Source organism: Gemmiger gallinarum (assembly GCF_014982805.1).
Lineage (GTDB): Bacteria > Bacillota > Clostridia > Oscillospirales > Ruminococcaceae > Gemmiger > Gemmiger gallinarum.
This window is the reverse complement of record NZ_JADCKC010000003.1, coordinates 120,774-136,398: the sequence shown is the minus strand read 5'-3', so window position 1 is coordinate 136,398 and position 15,625 is coordinate 120,774. Positions and strand designations below refer to the sequence as shown.

The 15,625-nt window shown below is 59.6% G+C and carries 25 protein-coding genes; all 25 read left to right on the top strand.

What is annotated here, in order from left to right:
• Positions 1 to 16 precede the first annotated feature (16 nt).
• The 25 genes from INF35_RS09905 to rplO all read left to right on the top strand — a co-directional run bounded on the left by INF35_RS09905 (position 17) and on the right by rplO (position 15,625).
• A complete protein-coding gene (locus INF35_RS09905) occupies positions 17 to 739 on the top strand; it encodes an ABC transporter ATP-binding protein (RefSeq protein ID WP_193502035.1) in 723 nt (240 codons plus the stop codon).
• Entirely contained in the window at positions 736 to 2,331 is a 1,596-nt protein-coding gene (locus tag INF35_RS09900) for a hypothetical protein (protein WP_193502033.1), read from the top strand. The genes INF35_RS09905 and INF35_RS09900 overlap by 4 nt, the downstream gene beginning before the upstream one ends.
• A 254-nt stretch (positions 2,332 to 2,585) precedes the next feature.
• Entirely contained in the window at positions 2,586 to 4,505 is a 1,920-nt protein-coding gene (locus INF35_RS09895) for a hypothetical protein (RefSeq protein WP_193502031.1), read from the top strand.
• Positions 4,506 to 4,554: 49 nt separating this feature from the next.
• Positions 4,555 to 5,655 (top strand): WG repeat-containing protein, encoded by a 1,101-nt coding sequence (locus INF35_RS09890; RefSeq protein WP_193502029.1) that lies wholly within the window; start codon positions 4,555 to 4,557, stop codon positions 5,653 to 5,655.
• Positions 5,656 to 6,311: 656 nt separating this feature from the next.
• Positions 6,312 to 6,623: a 30S ribosomal protein S10 gene (gene rpsJ / locus INF35_RS09885; RefSeq protein WP_193502027.1), complete on the top strand. Its 312-nt coding sequence runs from the start codon at positions 6,312 to 6,314 to the stop codon at positions 6,621 to 6,623.
• 172 nt (positions 6,624 to 6,795) lie between these two features.
• The gene (gene rplC / locus INF35_RS09880; protein WP_193502025.1) at positions 6,796 to 7,428 is read left to right on the top strand and encodes a 50S ribosomal protein L3; all 633 of its coding nucleotides are present in this window, start codon (positions 6,796 to 6,798) and stop codon (positions 7,426 to 7,428) included.
• A 14-nt stretch (positions 7,429 to 7,442) separates the two neighbouring features.
• Positions 7,443 to 8,066 carry a 50S ribosomal protein L4 gene (gene rplD / locus INF35_RS09875; RefSeq protein ID WP_193502023.1) on the top strand — a complete coding sequence of 208 codons (624 nt, stop codon included), beginning with the start codon at positions 7,443 to 7,445 and terminating at the stop codon, positions 8,064 to 8,066.
• Positions 8,066 to 8,359, top strand: a complete 294-nt coding sequence (rplW, locus tag INF35_RS09870; RefSeq protein WP_193502021.1) for a 50S ribosomal protein L23 — start codon at positions 8,066 to 8,068, stop codon at positions 8,357 to 8,359. The genes rplD and rplW overlap by 1 nt, the downstream gene beginning before the upstream one ends.
• Positions 8,360 to 8,453: 94 nt before the next feature.
• Entirely contained in the window at positions 8,454 to 9,284 is an 831-nt protein-coding gene (gene rplB / locus INF35_RS09865) for a 50S ribosomal protein L2 (protein WP_193502019.1), read from the top strand.
• A gap of 15 nt (positions 9,285 to 9,299) precedes the next feature.
• Positions 9,300 to 9,575 carry a 30S ribosomal protein S19 gene (rpsS, locus tag INF35_RS09860; protein ID WP_193502017.1) on the top strand — a complete coding sequence of 92 codons (276 nt, stop codon included), beginning with the start codon at positions 9,300 to 9,302 and terminating at the stop codon, positions 9,573 to 9,575.
• 18 nt (positions 9,576 to 9,593) lie between these two features.
• Positions 9,594 to 9,929: a 50S ribosomal protein L22 gene (gene rplV, locus INF35_RS09855; RefSeq protein ID WP_193502015.1), complete on the top strand. Its 336-nt coding sequence runs from the start codon at positions 9,594 to 9,596 to the stop codon at positions 9,927 to 9,929.
• Between the two features lie 14 nt (positions 9,930 to 9,943).
• The gene (gene rpsC, locus INF35_RS09850) at positions 9,944 to 10,642 is read left to right on the top strand and encodes a 30S ribosomal protein S3 (protein ID WP_193502013.1); all 699 of its coding nucleotides are present in this window, start codon (positions 9,944 to 9,946) and stop codon (positions 10,640 to 10,642) included.
• Complete coding sequence (gene rplP / locus INF35_RS09845) at positions 10,642 to 11,082, top strand: 50S ribosomal protein L16 (RefSeq protein ID WP_193502011.1); 441 nt, start codon at positions 10,642 to 10,644, stop codon at positions 11,080 to 11,082. Before rpsC ends, rplP begins: the two co-directional genes overlap by 1 nt.
• Entirely contained in the window at positions 11,079 to 11,276 is a 198-nt protein-coding gene (gene rpmC / locus INF35_RS09840; protein WP_193502009.1) for a 50S ribosomal protein L29, read from the top strand. The genes rplP and rpmC overlap by 4 nt, the downstream gene beginning before the upstream one ends.
• A gap of 15 nt (positions 11,277 to 11,291) precedes the next feature.
• Positions 11,292 to 11,546: a 30S ribosomal protein S17 gene (gene rpsQ / locus INF35_RS09835; protein ID WP_193502007.1), complete on the top strand. Its 255-nt coding sequence runs from the start codon at positions 11,292 to 11,294 to the stop codon at positions 11,544 to 11,546.
• 35 nt (positions 11,547 to 11,581) lie between these two features.
• Complete coding sequence (rplN, locus tag INF35_RS09830) at positions 11,582 to 11,950, top strand: 50S ribosomal protein L14 (RefSeq protein ID WP_007047286.1); 369 nt, start codon at positions 11,582 to 11,584, stop codon at positions 11,948 to 11,950.
• Between the two features lie 15 nt (positions 11,951 to 11,965).
• Positions 11,966 to 12,280, top strand: coding sequence for a 50S ribosomal protein L24 (gene rplX, locus INF35_RS09825; RefSeq protein ID WP_193502005.1), 315 nt, complete (start codon positions 11,966 to 11,968; stop codon positions 12,278 to 12,280).
• Between the two features lie 16 nt (positions 12,281 to 12,296).
• Positions 12,297 to 12,836 carry a 50S ribosomal protein L5 gene (gene rplE, locus INF35_RS09820; protein ID WP_193502003.1) on the top strand — a complete coding sequence of 180 codons (540 nt, stop codon included), beginning with the start codon at positions 12,297 to 12,299 and terminating at the stop codon, positions 12,834 to 12,836.
• 17 nt (positions 12,837 to 12,853) lie between these two features.
• Entirely contained in the window at positions 12,854 to 13,039 is a 186-nt protein-coding gene (locus tag INF35_RS09815) for a type Z 30S ribosomal protein S14 (protein WP_193502001.1), read from the top strand.
• 63 nt (positions 13,040 to 13,102) lie between these two features.
• On the top strand, positions 13,103 to 13,501 hold the full coding sequence (gene rpsH / locus INF35_RS09810; protein ID WP_193501999.1) for a 30S ribosomal protein S8: 399 nt from the start codon (positions 13,103 to 13,105) through the stop codon (positions 13,499 to 13,501).
• 20 nt (positions 13,502 to 13,521) lie between these two features.
• Entirely contained in the window at positions 13,522 to 14,070 is a 549-nt protein-coding gene (gene rplF, locus INF35_RS09805; RefSeq protein ID WP_193501997.1) for a 50S ribosomal protein L6, read from the top strand.
• Positions 14,071 to 14,088: 18 nt separating this feature from the next.
• Positions 14,089 to 14,448, top strand: a complete 360-nt coding sequence (gene rplR / locus INF35_RS09800) for a 50S ribosomal protein L18 (RefSeq protein ID WP_193501995.1) — start codon at positions 14,089 to 14,091, stop codon at positions 14,446 to 14,448.
• Positions 14,449 to 14,464: 16 nt separating this feature from the next.
• Positions 14,465 to 14,971, top strand: a complete 507-nt coding sequence (gene rpsE / locus INF35_RS09795; RefSeq protein ID WP_193501993.1) for a 30S ribosomal protein S5 — start codon at positions 14,465 to 14,467, stop codon at positions 14,969 to 14,971.
• A gap of 13 nt (positions 14,972 to 14,984) precedes the next feature.
• Complete coding sequence (gene rpmD / locus INF35_RS09790; RefSeq protein ID WP_193501991.1) at positions 14,985 to 15,170, top strand: 50S ribosomal protein L30; 186 nt, start codon at positions 14,985 to 14,987, stop codon at positions 15,168 to 15,170.
• A gap of 17 nt (positions 15,171 to 15,187) precedes the next feature.
• Positions 15,188 to 15,625 carry a 50S ribosomal protein L15 gene (rplO, locus tag INF35_RS09785; RefSeq protein ID WP_193501989.1) on the top strand — a complete coding sequence of 146 codons (438 nt, stop codon included), beginning with the start codon at positions 15,188 to 15,190 and terminating at the stop codon, positions 15,623 to 15,625.

Genomic DNA, 15,625 nt, shown 5'->3' with positions numbered 1-15,625 from the left:
AGGGAGGCATAGTTCTATGCTCAAGATTGACGGTTTTTCCAAAAGTTACGGCGCCGGCCGTTATGCGGTGCGCGACCTGACGCTCCATGTGGCTCCGGGGGAAATTTACGGCTTTCTGGGCCACAACGGCGCGGGCAAATCCACCACGCTGCGGGCGGTGGCCGGGGTTCTGGACTTCACAGAGGGGGAGATCACCGTGGGAGGCCACTCCATCCGTACCCAGCCGGTGGAGGCCAAGCGCATCATGGCCTTTTTGCCCGATAACCCCGACCTCTACGATTTCATGACCGGCATCCGTTACCTCAACTTTATTGCGGATGTTTACGGCATTTCCTCGGCGGACCGCACCGCCCGCATTGCCCGCTATGCCGACGCCTTTGAACTGACGAAAGACCTGGGCGGGGCCATCGGCGGGTACAGCCACGGCATGAAGCAGAAACTGGCCCTGATTTCGGCTTTTATCCGCCAGCCCAGGCTGCTCATTCTGGACGAACCTTTCGTTGGTCTGGACCCTGCCGCGGCCTATACCTTAAAAACCATGCTGCGGGAACTGTGCGACGAAGGCGGGGCGGTGTTTTTCTCCACCCACGTACTGGAAGTGGCGGAAAAGCTGTGCGACAAGCTGGCCATCCTGCGGGCAGGGCGCCTCATTGAGGCGGGCCCCACGGCGGAGATCGTGGGACGTTCCAATCTGGAGGAAGTCTTTTTGCAGCTGGAACGGGAGGAGGCCGCGCAATGAAAGCCTTTGCAGCCCTGGTCAAACTCAGCCTGCTGGAAATGCTCAATGCCATAGCGGGCAGAGGCAGCCGCCGGCAAGCGGCATCGGCGGGAGCGGCACTTGGCCTTGTGGCGTTCCTCTGCCTGATGCTCTCTTTCACATACAGTGCCTCCCTTGCCATGGGACTGAAACTTTTCGGCGCCCTGGACCTGCTGCCCGGCATGATGTCGGTACTGTCTGTGCTCATGGCCTTCCTGCTGACGGTCTTTGCGGCGGGCGGCATGCTCTTCGGCGGCAAGGACAACGACATCATCCTCTCGCTGCCTGTCAGCGACTACGCGGTACTGCTCTGCCGGGTTCTGGCCGTCTACCTGGAAAACCTGTTCATCACCGCTTTGGTCCTGCTGCCCATGGCTTTGGTCTATTGCTTCAACGGCGGCCCGGCGGGAGCCGCCGCGGTGGCACTGGCGGTGCCGGTTTCCATCCTGGGAGCGCTGCCGCCCACACTGCTGGGCGTACTGGTAGGTTTTGCCGTGACCTGGCTGTCCTCCCGGGTTAGGCACAGTTCTCTGTTTGCCAGCCTAGGCTATCTGATTTTCCTCATGCTGATCCTGGTTGGCTCCTTCCGGATGGGGGACCTGTTTCAGGGCGTGGGGGATATGCGTCAGGACATCGACGCTACGCTCCATGGCCCGCTGTTTCTCTTTGGACTGATGGGGGATGCCTGCACCGGCAACCTTGTGTCGCTGGTGCTCCTGGCGCTGGTCTGCATCCTGCCCTTTCTGGCGGTGACGGCACTGCTCTGCCGGTCCTACCGCAGGCTGCTCTCCCGCATGAATGCCCGGGCGGCCCGCAGCAAGTTCCGCATGGTGGAGCAGCGGGGCGGTGCGCCTGTGACTGCTCTGCTGAAAAAGGAGGCCACCCGCTACTTCGGTTCATCCATCTACCTGTTCAACACCAGCTTTGGGCTGGTCATGCTTGCTGTAGGGGCGGTGGCGGCCTGCGTGCGCCGGGATGCACTGCTTGCCCTGTTTGAGCAGGAATTTGGCCTTGCTGTGACCCCGGCCGACTGCTATGGTGTGGCGGCCGCTGCGGTCTGTCTGATGCTGGCCACGGTGTCCACCTCCAGCGTTTCCATCAGCCTGGAAGGCCGGTGCCTCTGGCTGCTCAAGTCTCTGCCGCTGCCCGGCAAGACGGTCCTGTATGTCAAGGCCTGGTTCAATGTGCTGGTGGGCTGGCCTCTTACGGCGGTGTGTATCCTGCTTTTGCAGTGGTCGCTGGGCTTTACGGCACTGCAGACAGCAGCGCTGCTGTTTGCCAGCGCGGGACTTTCGGGGACGGTGTCCCTGGCAGGCGTGGCTATCAACCTGCTGTTCCCCAAGCTGGACGCCCCCAATGACACCATGGTGGTCAAACAGTCCATGGCGGCCTTCCTGGGAATTTTCGGCGGCATGGGGCTGGCCGGCGTGGGGATACTGCTCTACATGGCGCTGGCCTCGCTGCTCACAGTGGAAGTCTACCTGCTTGTGTGCGGCATTGCCCTGGCGGCGGTCTGCCTGCTGCTTGCCCAGTGGCTGGCAACGGCGGGGGAGCGGCGCTTCGCAGCGCTGTAAAGGTGCCAAATTCGTCCGAACTGTGTCTGTACTGTAAAAGGTTCCGGCAAGCCTTGCCGGGGCCTTTTTTTGTACTTTTCGTATGCTATAATGAGCGTAGAAAGACCGTGAAAAAAGCAGAATTTTTTCCCACAGCACACGGTAAAAACAGGCTCCCGCCGCTATGTTTCCCTGTAACGGCAAGGGACGGGCAGTGCGGCACAGAGCAGCGGAACCTGTTCTCCCTGACAACTGAAGAAAGAAGGTGCGGACCTGTGACACGATATAACCGACTGCTAGCTGCTTTTCTGGCCGCGGCGATGCTGGCTGCTGCAATGAGCGGCTGCGCCCCGGCACAAAACGGAAAGGACAGCGTGACGCCGGAACCCCCGACCACCGAAACGACCTCCCAGTCCCAACCGGCGCCCGCAGCCACCCGCGGCCCCTGCCCTGATTACGAGCAGGCCATGGCCAATGCCACCGGTGCGGGATACCCGGACAGTGCCTGGCAAAGCATGGGCACCGATGAGGCCACCTGCCTGCAAAATGCATATGCTCTGGCGGCGGCGCTGTATCATAACGACGCAGCAGGCGCAGCCGCGGCCTGCGGATATACCGACCTGTCCTATGCGGAGGGAAAGCAAACCACAGTGGATGATGTTTTCCCCTTTGAGTCGCTGGACGGTCTGGTGGTCAACGGGTTCTCCTTCTCGGGTGGGACGGACGAACCCCTGTGGCTGACCATCTCGGTGGCGGAATCGGGCAGCACGCCGCTGCCGGTGGGGGAGACTACTTATGCCCTGGAGTTCGGCAACGGGTACTATGTCACGTCGGGCTGTGTCTCCGCCATGATCCCTCAGCAAAACTACCGCCCTCAGGAAGAGGAGGCACTCACGTATGTCCGGTCCTTCCGTAACTGGGTCACCACACAGCCTTGGGGAGATGCCAACGACCTGCCGCCCCTCACAACCGCCTACTACGCGGCATCCTTTGCCGCCATGCGCGGCACGGAGACAGACAACACCGGCAGCTGGAAGGCTTCCGATCTGGCAGTTCAGGTGCGGGATGCCTTCGGGACGGAACTGTATGCCTTTGAAGATCCTTACGAGGCAGCGTTCACCCAGGAGGGCTGGGGCAGCATATATGATGAGGAGACGGATACCTTCTCGCTGGCAGCCAGCCCGGGGGACGGCAACCGTAACTGCCGGATGATCGACTTTGCAGAAAAAGCCTCCGCCGGGACCTGGACCCTGACCATGGCCCGGGGAGGAAACAGTCTGTGGATGGAGCCCTATCAGTCGGTGGCTTACACCCTGCGGCAAAATGAGGACGGCAGCTGGGCAATTCTGTGTGCTGACTGGGCGGGCGGCAGCAAAGTGACGGAATATTCCATGTGGGGAACGCTGGTACGCCTGCCGAACGGGGCGGATCTTCCCGAAAGCCTTCCCCTGCGGGTAGACCTTGGCGAGCGTGTGACCTGGCAGCAGGCCGCGGATGCGCTGGGCATGGAAGTGTCCGAACTGCAAACCCTCAACCCGGAGGTTCAGCCGGGCGAGGACGGAACTTTCCTGGCCTATGATCTGCTGGTGGACACCGATTACACCCTGCCCGACAGCCAGCAGCGCGTCGTCCTTATCAACACCCCATGGGAGGATTACCAGGGCAGCCGCCTGTACTATGTCCCTGCATCTCTGGACGAACAGGCGAGCATCGTCACGGCGGAAGCGATGGACTTTCTGTGGCACTATAACGTCCGACTGGGCTATGCCCCGGCACAACCGGTGGAAAACGACAAAGGCGCCGAGCTCTATCAGGCGGTGGATGGCGCCCGCTTCACCAGATACAGTGAGCTGAAAGCCTATCTGGAATCGGTATTCACGCCGGAACTTGCCGCCCAGTATGCCAGCGGCGGCTACAATACCCAGTATCGCTGCTATATCGGCTACATGGCCGGGGAAAACGACGAACTTCGATTCGGCGGTGGAGAGCGGGGGACGAATCCTCTGGTATTGGCCCAACTCTGCACTGAGCCCCAGACCCAGCCCGACGGCAGTCTGGTGTTCGGGCTCCTGGGCATCGAGTCTGCCGAGGCCGCCGGCGCAGGGGCGCCCCCTGCCCGGGCAGTATGGCATACCATCCGATTGGTACAGACCGACGACGGCTGGCGGGTGGCGGAGGCCTCCCTGGCCGTGTAAGCATCCTATATATAATATAAGTATAAAAGAGAAGAAGGAGGGTCCCTCTATGAAGAAGTATACAAGAGCCGCCGCCGTCCTGCTGGTGGCCGCCCTGCTGGCAGGCTGTGCGCCCCGGGCGACGACGCCTGCCGCAACGCCCACGCCCCAGCCGCCGTCCTCCCAGTCGGAGACGAGCGAGCCTACCCCCACGCCCGAACCGGAAACTACCCCGGCGGGGGAGCCGGGCCTGGACTATGATGAGATGCGCAACGTGGCCACGGGGTACAACACTCCCAGCAGCGTGCAGGAGGGGTACTTCACCGTCTCCAAGGACGGCAAGTGGGGGCTCATCCGTGCCGACGGTACGGAAGTGCTGCCCTGTCGTGCCGATTCCCCGGTGGGACGGTGTACCCCGGAAGGCCATTGGACGTGGAGCGTTTCCGGCATGGGCTGGGAGGAGCAGGATGCCATCTCGGCGGAGCTGGAAGCGGAAGGAGAACCCATCGTCTGCCCCGGACACGGTGCCGGTATGATCACCTTCTTCTATGACCTGGATGCCCCCGGGCGGGATATCCATGCCTATGACCCCTGGGCGCTCAGAGCCTATGTCTCCTTCGACGGCCCCGGCGACATTGTCGAGATCACCGACGAGATGTGGGAGACCTACGGGGATCTGCTGCCCTGCTACGATGCCAACGAGGAAGGGGAGGAGGGCGACCCTGTTTATCCCTCCGACCCCATTGTCACAGATATGGGAAACGGCAATCAGGAGATTTATTTCTACGCCGACAAGGCGGGGAACAGGAGGGGCGTTGCCAATATCCAGCTGGCCGGCTACTTCTATGACGAGCAGATGGCGCCCATCCAGAACACCGACGGCAAGTGGAGTTATATCGACCGGGAGTTCAGCTACGGGACGGAGTATGTCTACGATGCTACCTATGATGCTCTGCGCGACCCCGACACGGGGGACTGGACAGCGGAACCCGCCTACGCCGCCCCCATGCAGAACGGCTACGTGGCAGTACGTCAGGGCGACAGCTGGGGCCTGCTGGACGGTACCGGCAGGGAAGTGATCCCCTGTGAGCATTCCGGCGTCGCCTGGGACGGTACGACCCTGTGGATCAAGGACGCCACCGGCTGGCATCAGAGTGAACTGCCTGCCTGAAGGGCAAATGATTTCGGCTGTCTGCCGACTGCCGCCGACTGCAGCCAACGGAGAAAAGGAATAAGGCAAAGCCCTGCCGGGAAAAATCTTCCGGCGGGGCTTTTCTTTTGGGAAAAGGTGTGATATGATACACCTCGGCTTGAGAAAGCTGAAAAAATACCGTCTGCCTGCCGAAAAATGGAAAAATCGGGCGAATTTTGAACAAATCGCCCGGAACTGGTGGAAAGTTCCCTGTCAAGGGTGGCATACACCAAATTTTTTGAAAAAAATTTGGTAAAATGCTAAAAAAGGGCTTGCAACACCGGGCAGCGTGTGGTATTATAATTCTCGGCTGCGAACGGCTTGTGAAGAACATCCGTTCAACACAAGCCACGATATGCGTTGATGCGGGAGGTTGCCGTGCGATGAGCACGGGTTTTTCCGCGGAGTATGTCCGATCTTAGAACCGGGCGAAAGAATTACGAATGCGAAGGGATACGTACGGCGCTGCATTCTGCGGCACGGACCAATGTCCAATCGACTTTGCGGAGATTCTTTCCGGGGGAACTGCGTGTGCGGTTCACCGGTTTTTCTCATGCAAAGGGGTTGAACACCCGGAAGCGTGTGTGATTTATCGGCTCGCCTAAGGCAACAAATTCATTCAGGAGGCGAAGACAATGGCAGTCAAAGAAAAAATCAGAATCCGTCTGAAGAGCTACGATGCATCCCTGATCGATGCAGCAGCGGCCAAGATCGTGGAAACCGCGAAGCGCACCGGCGCCCGCGTGTCCGGCCCGATCCCCCTGCCCACCGACAAGGAAGTGGTCACGATTCTGCGTGCCGTCCACAAGTACAAGGACAGCCGTGAGCAGTTCGAGTCCCGCACCCACAAGCGTCTGATCGACATTCTGAAGCCGTCCAACAAGACGGTCGAGGCTCTCATGAGCCTGCAGCTCCCCGCCGGCGTTGACATCGAGATCAAGCTGTGATGCACTGACTACCTTATAAAAACAAGCCGGTCCGAGCGGCCGTGTTCCGCTGACCGCCGGCAGGTAAGGTACACAGAGCAACAGCGGCCTGGCAAAATGCCAAGCGCTGCGGAGAGGTCATGTTGATGGGCCACCCCACCAACCAATAACCTTTACAGGGAGGATTTACACAATGCAAAAAGGTATCATCGGCAAGAAACTGGGCATGACCCAGCTGTTCGACGCCAACGGCAAGGTCGTTCCTGTGACCGTCATCGAGGCCGGCCCCTGCACCGTCGTGCAGAAGAAGACCGAAGAGTCTGACGGCTATCAGGCTGTCCAGCTCGGCTACGGCGAAGTTTCCGCCAAGAAGGTCAACAAGGCCGCCAAGGGTCACTTCGACAAGGCTGACGTTGCCCCCAAGCGCACCCTGCGCGAGTTCCGCCTGGCGGACATCTCCGGCGTGAACGTCGGCGACATCCTGAAGGCTGACATCTTTGCTGAAGGCGACCATGTTGATGTCGTCGGCATCAGCAAGGGCAAGGGCTACCAGGGCGTTATCAAGCGCTTCGGCCAGCATCGCCTGCGCGAGAGCCACGGCACCGGCCCCGTTGCACGTCATGCCGGTTCCAACGGTTCCACCTCGACTCCGTCCCGTGTCTTCAAGGGCAAGAAGCTGCCCGGCCACATGGGCGCCGAGCGTGTCACCGTGCAGAACCTCATCGTCGTCAAGGTTGACGCCGAGAACAATCTGATCGCCATCAAGGGTGCGATCCCGGGCGCGAAGGGCTCGGTCGTGACCATCCACGACAGCGTGAAAGCGTAAAGGAGGAAAACACAATGGCACAGTTTGATGTCGTCGATATGAACGGCAAGAAGGTTTCCACCGTTGAGCTTTCCGATGCCGTCTTCGGCATTACGCCGAACGAGAAGGCTGTCCACGAGGCAGTCGTCAACTTCCTGGCCAACCAGCGCCAGGGCACTCAGAACACCAAGATCCGCAAGGAAGTCCGCGGCGGCGGCAAGAAGCCTTGGCGCCAGAAGGGCACCGGCCATGCACGTCAGGGCTCCATCCGCGCTCCCCAGTGGACGCACGGCGGCGTCGCCCTGGGCCCCAAGCCCCGCGACTACAGCTACCGCATCAACAAGAAGGTCAAGCGTCTGGCGGTTCTCTCCGCTCTGTCCGACAAGGCTGTCTCCGGCAACATGATCGTTGTCGACAAGATGACCGCTGAGGAGTACAAGACCAAGACCGTCGTTGCCATGCTCGCCGCTGTCGGCGCCGGCAAGAAGAACCTGGTCGTCAACGAGACCGTCGATGCCAAGTTCGTCAAGAGCGCCGCCAACATCCCGGGCGTGAAAACCACCACCGCTTCCAGCGTGAACACCTACGACGTTGTCAACGCCGACAAGATGATCATCAGCCTGGAAGCCGCCAAGAAACTTGAGGAGGTACTGGGCTGATGAAATTTGCACAGGATATCGTTCTCGCGCCCGTCATCACCGAGAACTCCATGGCCGGTATCGCTGACAAGAAGTACACCTTCAAGGTCGCTACCGACGCCACCAAGGTTGAGATCGCTCAGGCGGTCGAGGAACTGTTCGGCGTCAAGGTTGCCAAGGTCAACACCATCAATGTGCGTGGCCGCTGGCGCCGTCAGGGAATGCACGGCGGTTACACTGCCGCCAGCAAGAAGGCAATCGTCACGCTGACCCCCGACTCCAAGGAGATCGAGTTCTTTACCAGCATGACCTGATTCTGCTGAGCATTCCGTCAAGAACCCGCCGAGGGTTCAGCTATGGGGATATGACCCCGATAAAAATTCATAAGATAAACAAAGGAGTACTACGATGGCTATCAAAAAGTACAAGCCGACTACCCCGGGCCGCCGCGGCATGACTGTCACCGATTACAGCGTGCTGTCCAAGGTCGCGCCCGAGCGCAGCCTGCTGGAGCCTATGAAGAAGCATTCCGGCCGCAACAACACCGGCCGCATCACCGTCCGCCATCACGGCGGCGGCAACCGCACCAAGTACCGTGTGATCGACTTCAAGCGCAACAAGTTTGACGTCCCCGCGACCGTCAAGACCCTGGAGTACGATCCCAACCGTTCCGCCTTCATCGCCCTGGTCGAGTACACCGACGGCGTCAAGAGCTACATCCTGGCTCCCGACGGCCTGAAGGTTGGCGACACCATCATGGCTGGCCCCAACGCGGACATCAAGCCCGGCAACGCACTGCCCTTTGAGAACATCCCCGTTGGTACCATGATCCACAACATCGAGCTCTACCCCGGCAAGGGCGGCCAGCTGGTTCGTTCCGCCGGCGTCATGGCTCAGCTGATGGCCAAGGAGAACGGTTACGCTCTGGTTCGTCTGCCTTCCGGTGAGATGCGCAACGTTCGTCTGAACTGCATCGCCACCATCGGCATCGTCTCCAACGTTGACCATGAGAACGTCAACCTGGGCAAGGCCGGCCGCAAGCGTCACATGGGCGTTCGTCCCGGCAGCCGCGGCACCGTCATGAACCCCTGCGATCACCCGCACGGCGGCGGCGAGGGCCGCGCTCCCGTTGGTCACAGCAGCCCGCGCACCCCGTGGGGCAAGCCGGCTCTGGGCCTCAAGACTCGCAAACATCATGCCCGCTCCGACAAGTTCATCGTCAAGCGCGCCAACGGTTAAGGGAGGAAACGAAATATGTCCAGAAGCACGAAAAAGGGCCCTTACGTCCTGCCTTCTCTGCTGAAGAAAGTCGAAGCTATGAACGAGAGCGGCAAAAAGAGCGTTATCAAGACCTGGAGCCGTTCCTCCACCATCTTCCCCGATTTTGTCGGCCACACCTTCGCTGTGCATGACGGCCGCAAGCACGTGCCTGTGTACGTGACCGAGGATATGGTTGGCCACAAGCTCGGCGAGTTTGCGCCCACCCGCAAGTTCACCGGCCATACCAGTGGCAAGACCACCGGTAAGTAAGAGAGGAGGAACTTATAAATGGAAGCTCGGGCAATTCTCCGTTACGCCCGCATCAGTCCTCGCAAGGTTTCTATCGTGATGGATCTCATCCGTAACAAGCCCCTGGACGAGGCGCTGGCGATTCTGCAGTACACCCCGAAGGCCGCCTGCGAGCCCCTTCTCAAGCTGGTGAATTCTGCTGCCGCCAATGCGGAAAACAACTTCAACATGGATCGCAACAACCTGTATGTGGCAGAGTGCTATGTCTGCCCCGGCCCCACGCTCAAGCGCATCATGCCGCGCGCCCAGGGCCGTGCGTACCGCATCCTCAAGCGGACCAGCCACATGACTGTCGTCCTGAAAGAGAAAGCGTAAGGAGGTAAACACTAATGGGCCAGAAAGTCAATCCCCATGGCATGCGCGTGGGCGTTATCAAAGATTGGGACAGCCGCTGGTTTACCTCTAAGCAGGAATTCGGCGACACCCTGGTCGAGGATTACAAGATCCGCAAGACCCTGAAAAAGCAGCTTTACTCTGCTGGCGTTCCCAAGATCGAGATCGAGCGTACCGTTGACAGCCAGTCCGGCGCTCCCCGCATCAAGGTCAGCGTCTTCTGCGCAAAGCCCGGTATCGTCATCGGCAAGGGCGGCGCTGAGAGCACCAAGCTCGAGGCTCAGCTCGCCAAGATGACCGGCAAGAATGTCAACCTCAACATCGTCGAGGTCAAGGGCATCACCACCAATGCTCAGCTGGTTGCTGAGGATGTGGCTTCTCAGCTGGAGCGCCGTATCGCGTTCCGCCGCGCTATGAAGCAGGTCATCCGCAACGCCATGCAGCCCCGCAACGGCGTTCCCGCCAAGGGCATCAAGGTCACCTGCTCCGGCCGTCTGGCTGGCGCTGACATCGCCCGCACCGAGAGCTATCACGAGGGCACCATCCCCCTGCAGACCCTGCGTGCCGACATCGACTACGGTTTTGCCGAGGCCAACACCACCTACGGCAAGGTCGGCGTCAAGGTCTGGATCTACAAGGGTGAGATCCTGAAGGGCGCGAAGCCTGCTGCCAAGAAGGAAGGAGGCAAACAGTAATGTTACTGCCGAAGCGTGTTAAATACCGCCGCGTTCAGCGCGGCCGCATGACCGGCAAGGCCATGCGCGGCAACAAGGTCAACCAGGGCCAGTACGGCCTGGTCGCCCTGGAGCCGGCCTGGATCACCTCCAACCAGATCGAGGCGGCCCGTGTTGCCATGACCCGTTATATCAAGCGTGGCGGCAAGGTCTGGATCAAGATCTTCCCCGACAAGCCCGTCACCGAGAAACCCGCCGGCACCCGTATGGGCTCCGGTAAAGGCAGCCCGGAATACTGGGTGGCCGTCGTCAAGCCGGGCCGCGTTCTGTTTGAGATCGCGGAGGTTGACGAAGCGACCGCTCGCGAGTCGCTGCGCCTGGCAGCCAACAAGCTGCCGATCCGCTGCAAATTTGTCAAGCGCGAAGAGCCTGACACCGTGAAGGAGGATGACGCTGAATGAAAGCGAACGAGCTGCGCGATATGACCGACGTTGAGCTCAACAAGAAGCTCAAGGATCTGAAAGCGGAACTGTTCAACCTGCGCTTTCAGCACGCCATCAACCAGTTGGATAACCCCATCCGCATTGATACCGTCAAGAAGGACATCGCCCGTGTGATGACCGTTATGGCGGAGAACAATGCCAAGAACGCGTAAGAGGGAGGTTAAACAATGGAACGCAATCTGAGAAAGACCCGTGTGGGTGTTGTCGTTTCCGACAAGATGGACAAGACCATCGTCGTCGCAGTCCGCGACAGCGTCCAGCACCCCCTCTACAAGAAGATCCTGAAGCGCACCGTGAAGTTCAAGGCTCATGATGAGAACAACGAAGCCGGCATCGGCGATCGTGTTGAGATCATGGAGACCCGCAAACTTTCCAAGGACGTGAACTGGCGCCTGGTCAAGATCATTGAAAAGGCGAAATAATCCAAGCCTGGTACTTTGAAAGGAGGACCTGAAAGATGGTTCAGATGCAAACTTATCTCAAAGTTGCCGACAATACCGGTGCCAAGGAGTTAATGTGCTTCCGTGTACTGGGCGGTACCCGCAAGAGATATGCCAACATCGGCGACATCGTGGTTTGCAGCGTCAAGAAGGCTGCGCCCGGTGGCACCGTCAAAAAGGGCGATGTGGTCAAGGCTGTCATCGTCCGTTCCAAGCACGGCCTGCGCCGCGATGACGGCAGCTACATCCGTTTCGACGAGAATGCTGCTGTTATCGTTATGGCCGACAAGAGCCCCAAGGGCACCCGTATCTTTGGACCCGTCGCTCGCGAGCTGCGCGATGCCGGCTTCACCAAGATCCTGAGCCTGGCTCCCGAATCGCTGTAAGGAGGTTTTAATAGAATGAACAATCTTCATGTTAAAACCGGCGACAACGTTATGATCATCTCCGGCAAGGACAAGGGCAAGACCGGCAAGGTCCTGCAGACCTCTCCCAAAGAGGGCAAGGTCATTGTCGAGGGCCTGAACATGGTCACCAAGCACGTCAAGCCCCGCCGTCAGGGCGAGCAGGGCGGCATCGTTAAGGCCGAGGGCGCTATCTACGCCTGCAAGGTCATGCCGGTCTGCCCCAAGTGCGGCAAGCCGACCCGCGTTGGCCATTCCGTCAAGGACGGCAAGAACGTCCGCGTCTGCCGCAAGTGCGGCGCTGAACTGTAAGGAAGGAGTTTGAATCATGGCACGTTTGAAAGAACAGTATGTCAACGAGATCGCTCCCGCCCTGAACAAGAAGTTCGGCTACAAGAGCGTGATGCAGATCCCCAAGCTTGACAAGGTCATCATCAATGTCGCCGCCGGCGAAGCCAAAGAGAACGTCAAGATTATCGACGCCATCGTCAACGATCTGGGCCAGATCACCGGCCAGAAGGCCATTGTCTGCAAGGCCAAGAAGAGCGTTGCAAACTTCAAGCTGCGCCAGGGCATGCCCATCGGCGCCAAGGTCACCCTGCGCGGCGACCGTATGTACGAGTTCGTGGATCGTCTGTTCAACGTGGCTCTGCCCCGTGTTCGTGACTTCCGCGGCATCTCCGGCGACTCTTTCGACGGACGCGGCAACTACGCCTGCGGCCTGAAAGAGCAGATCATCTTCCCTGAGATCGACTTCGACAAGGTCGACGCGATCCGCGGCATGGACATCTGCTTTGTCACCACGGCCAAGACCGACGAGGAAGCCAAGGAGCTCTTGAAGGCTCTGGGCGCTCCGTTCGCCAACTGAGAAGGGGAGGAACAAAAATGGCAAAAACTTCTATGAAGCTCAAGCAGCAGCGTCCTGCCAAGTTCTCCAGCCGTGCGTACAACCGCTGCAAGATCTGCGGCCGTCCCCACGCTTACCTGCGCAAGTACGGCATCTGCCGTATCTGCTTCCGCGAGCTGGCCTACAAGGGCGAGATCCCCGGCGTCAAGAAGGCGTCCTGGTAATCCCCGGCCGAAAGACCTGAGAACAAACCAAATCAAGAAACACAACCTAAGGAGGTTAGTGGCATGCAAATCACCGATCCTATCGCGGACCTGCTTACCCGCATCCGCAATGCCAGCACTGCCAAACACCCTTCCGTGGACGTTCCTGCTTCCAACCTGAAGAAGGCAATCTGCCAGATCCTGGTTGACGAGGGCTACATCAAGGGTATGAAAGTGACCGAGGATAACAAGCAGGGTATGATCACCCTGACCCTGAAGTACCAGGAGAATGGTACTCCGGTCATCGCCGGCTTGAAGCGCGTTTCCAAGCCCGGCCTGCGCATTTACACCAACTGCGAGGATATGCCCAAAGTCATGAAAGGCCTGGGCACCGCAATCATCTCCACTTCCAAGGGCGTTATGACCGATAAGGCTGCTCGCGCAGCTCATGTCGGCGGCGAAGTCCTGGCCTTTGTGTGGTAAGAGAAAGGGGCACTAAGACAATGTCGAGAATTGGAAGAAAACCCATCGTCATTCCCGCGGGCGTGGATGTGACCATCGACGAGGCCGAGCACACCATCACCGTGAAGGGCCCCAAGGGTAGCCTGCATTCCAAATATCATCCCCTCATGAACGTCAAGGTCGAGGGCAATGAAATTTTGGTTACCCGCCCCAATGACGAGAAGGAGGCACGCAGCCTCCACGGCCTGACCCGCTCCAACATCCACAACATGGTGGTTGGCGTGACTGAGGGCTACAAGAAAGAGATGGAGATCCAGGGCGTCGGCTACCGCTGCGCCAAGCAGGGCAGCACCCTGGTGCTGACTCTGGGCTTCTCTCATCCGGTCAACGTTGACGAGACCGACACCATCAAGATCGAGGTCAAGGACGCGCTGCATTTCAACATCGTCGGCATCGACAAGCAGGAAGTCGGCCAGTTTGCGGCCGAAGTCCGCTCCAAGCGTCCGCCGGAGCCTTACAAGGGCAAGGGCATCCGCTATGTTGGCGAGTTTGTCATCCGCAAGGAAGGCAAAGCCGGTAAAGGCAAATAATAGGAGGGGAGAAGCATTATGGTCAATAAGGCTGATAAGAACGAAGCTCGTCTTCGCCGTCACCGCCGCGTCCGCGGCAAGATCAGCGGCACCGCTGAGCGCCCGCGCCTGGATGTTTTCCGCTCTGCCAAGCACATCTACGCACAGGTCATCGACGATGTGGCCGGCAAGACTCTGGTCAGCGCTTCCACGATGGAAAAGGACTTTGAGGATTACGGCGGAAACGTCGAGGCTGCCCACAAGGTTGGCCTCAAGATCGCGGAAAAGTGCCTGGCTGCGGGCATCACCGAGGTCGTCTACGACCGTGGCGGTTTCGTATATCACGGCCGCGTTAAGGCTCTGGCAGAGGGCGCCCGCGAAGGCGGCCTGAAGCTGTAAGGAGGGAGAAGATACAATGGCCATGCAGAGAAACAGAGAACAAGATGACGGCATGATCACCAAGGTCGTCTCCATCAACCGCGTTTCCAAGACTGTCAAGGGCGGCCGCGTTATGAAGTTTGCTGCACTGATCGTCGTTGGCGACGGCAAGGGCAGCATCGGTTACGGTGTCGGCAAGTCCGGCGAGGTTCCCGAGGCCATCCGCAAGGGTGAGAGCGCTGCCAAGAAGAACATGCACAAGATCGCCATGAAGGGCACCACGATCCCCCATGAGATCGTCGGCGTCTTTGGTGCAGGCCGCGTCCTGATGCGTCCTGCTGCCCCCGGTACCGGCGTTATCGCCGGCGGCCCGGTCCGTGCGGTCCTGGAAGCTGCAGGCATCAAGGACATCCGTACCAAGAGCCTGCGCTCCAACAATCCGATCAACGTCACTGCTGCGACCTTCAATGGTCTGTGCGGCCTGACCGACGCCGAGAGCGTCGCGGCCAAGCGCGGCAAGACCGTGGCCGAGATCCTGGGCTGAGGAGGGAACTGAAATGGCTGAAAATAACCTGAGCATCCTGCTTGCCAAGAGCCTGAACGGCCGCGGTAAGGAGCAGACTGCCGTCGCGCACAGCCTGGGCCTCAAGCGCCCCGGCGACACGACCGTCCAGCCCGACAATGCCGCTACTGCAGGCAAAGTCGCCAAGATCTCTCATCTGGTCGTCGTGACCAAGCTGTAACGCAAGGAGGTGCAAGCATGAAGCTTCATGAACTGAAAGCGTCCAAGGGCGCAAACACTGCTCCCACCCGCAAGGGCCGCGGCGCAGGCTCCGGCAACGGCAAGACTGCCGGCTACGGCCACAAGGGTCAGAAAGCCCGTTCCGGCGTCAAGAAGGCTGGTTTCGAAGGCGGCCAGATGCCGCTGCAGCGCCGCCTGCCCAAGCGTGGTTTCAACAACATCTTCGCGACCAAGTATGTCATCGTCAAGGTTTCTGATCTCGACAAGTTCGAGGCCGGCGCTACCATCGACGAGGCTGCTCTGCTCGAGAAGGGCATCATCTCCAAGACCCTGGACGGTGTCAAGGTCCTGGGCAACGGCGAGCTGACCAAGGCGGTCAACGTCAAGGTTTCCGCCTACACGGCTTCTGCCAAGGAAAAAATCGAGAAGGCAGGCGGGAAGGCAGAGGTGATCTGA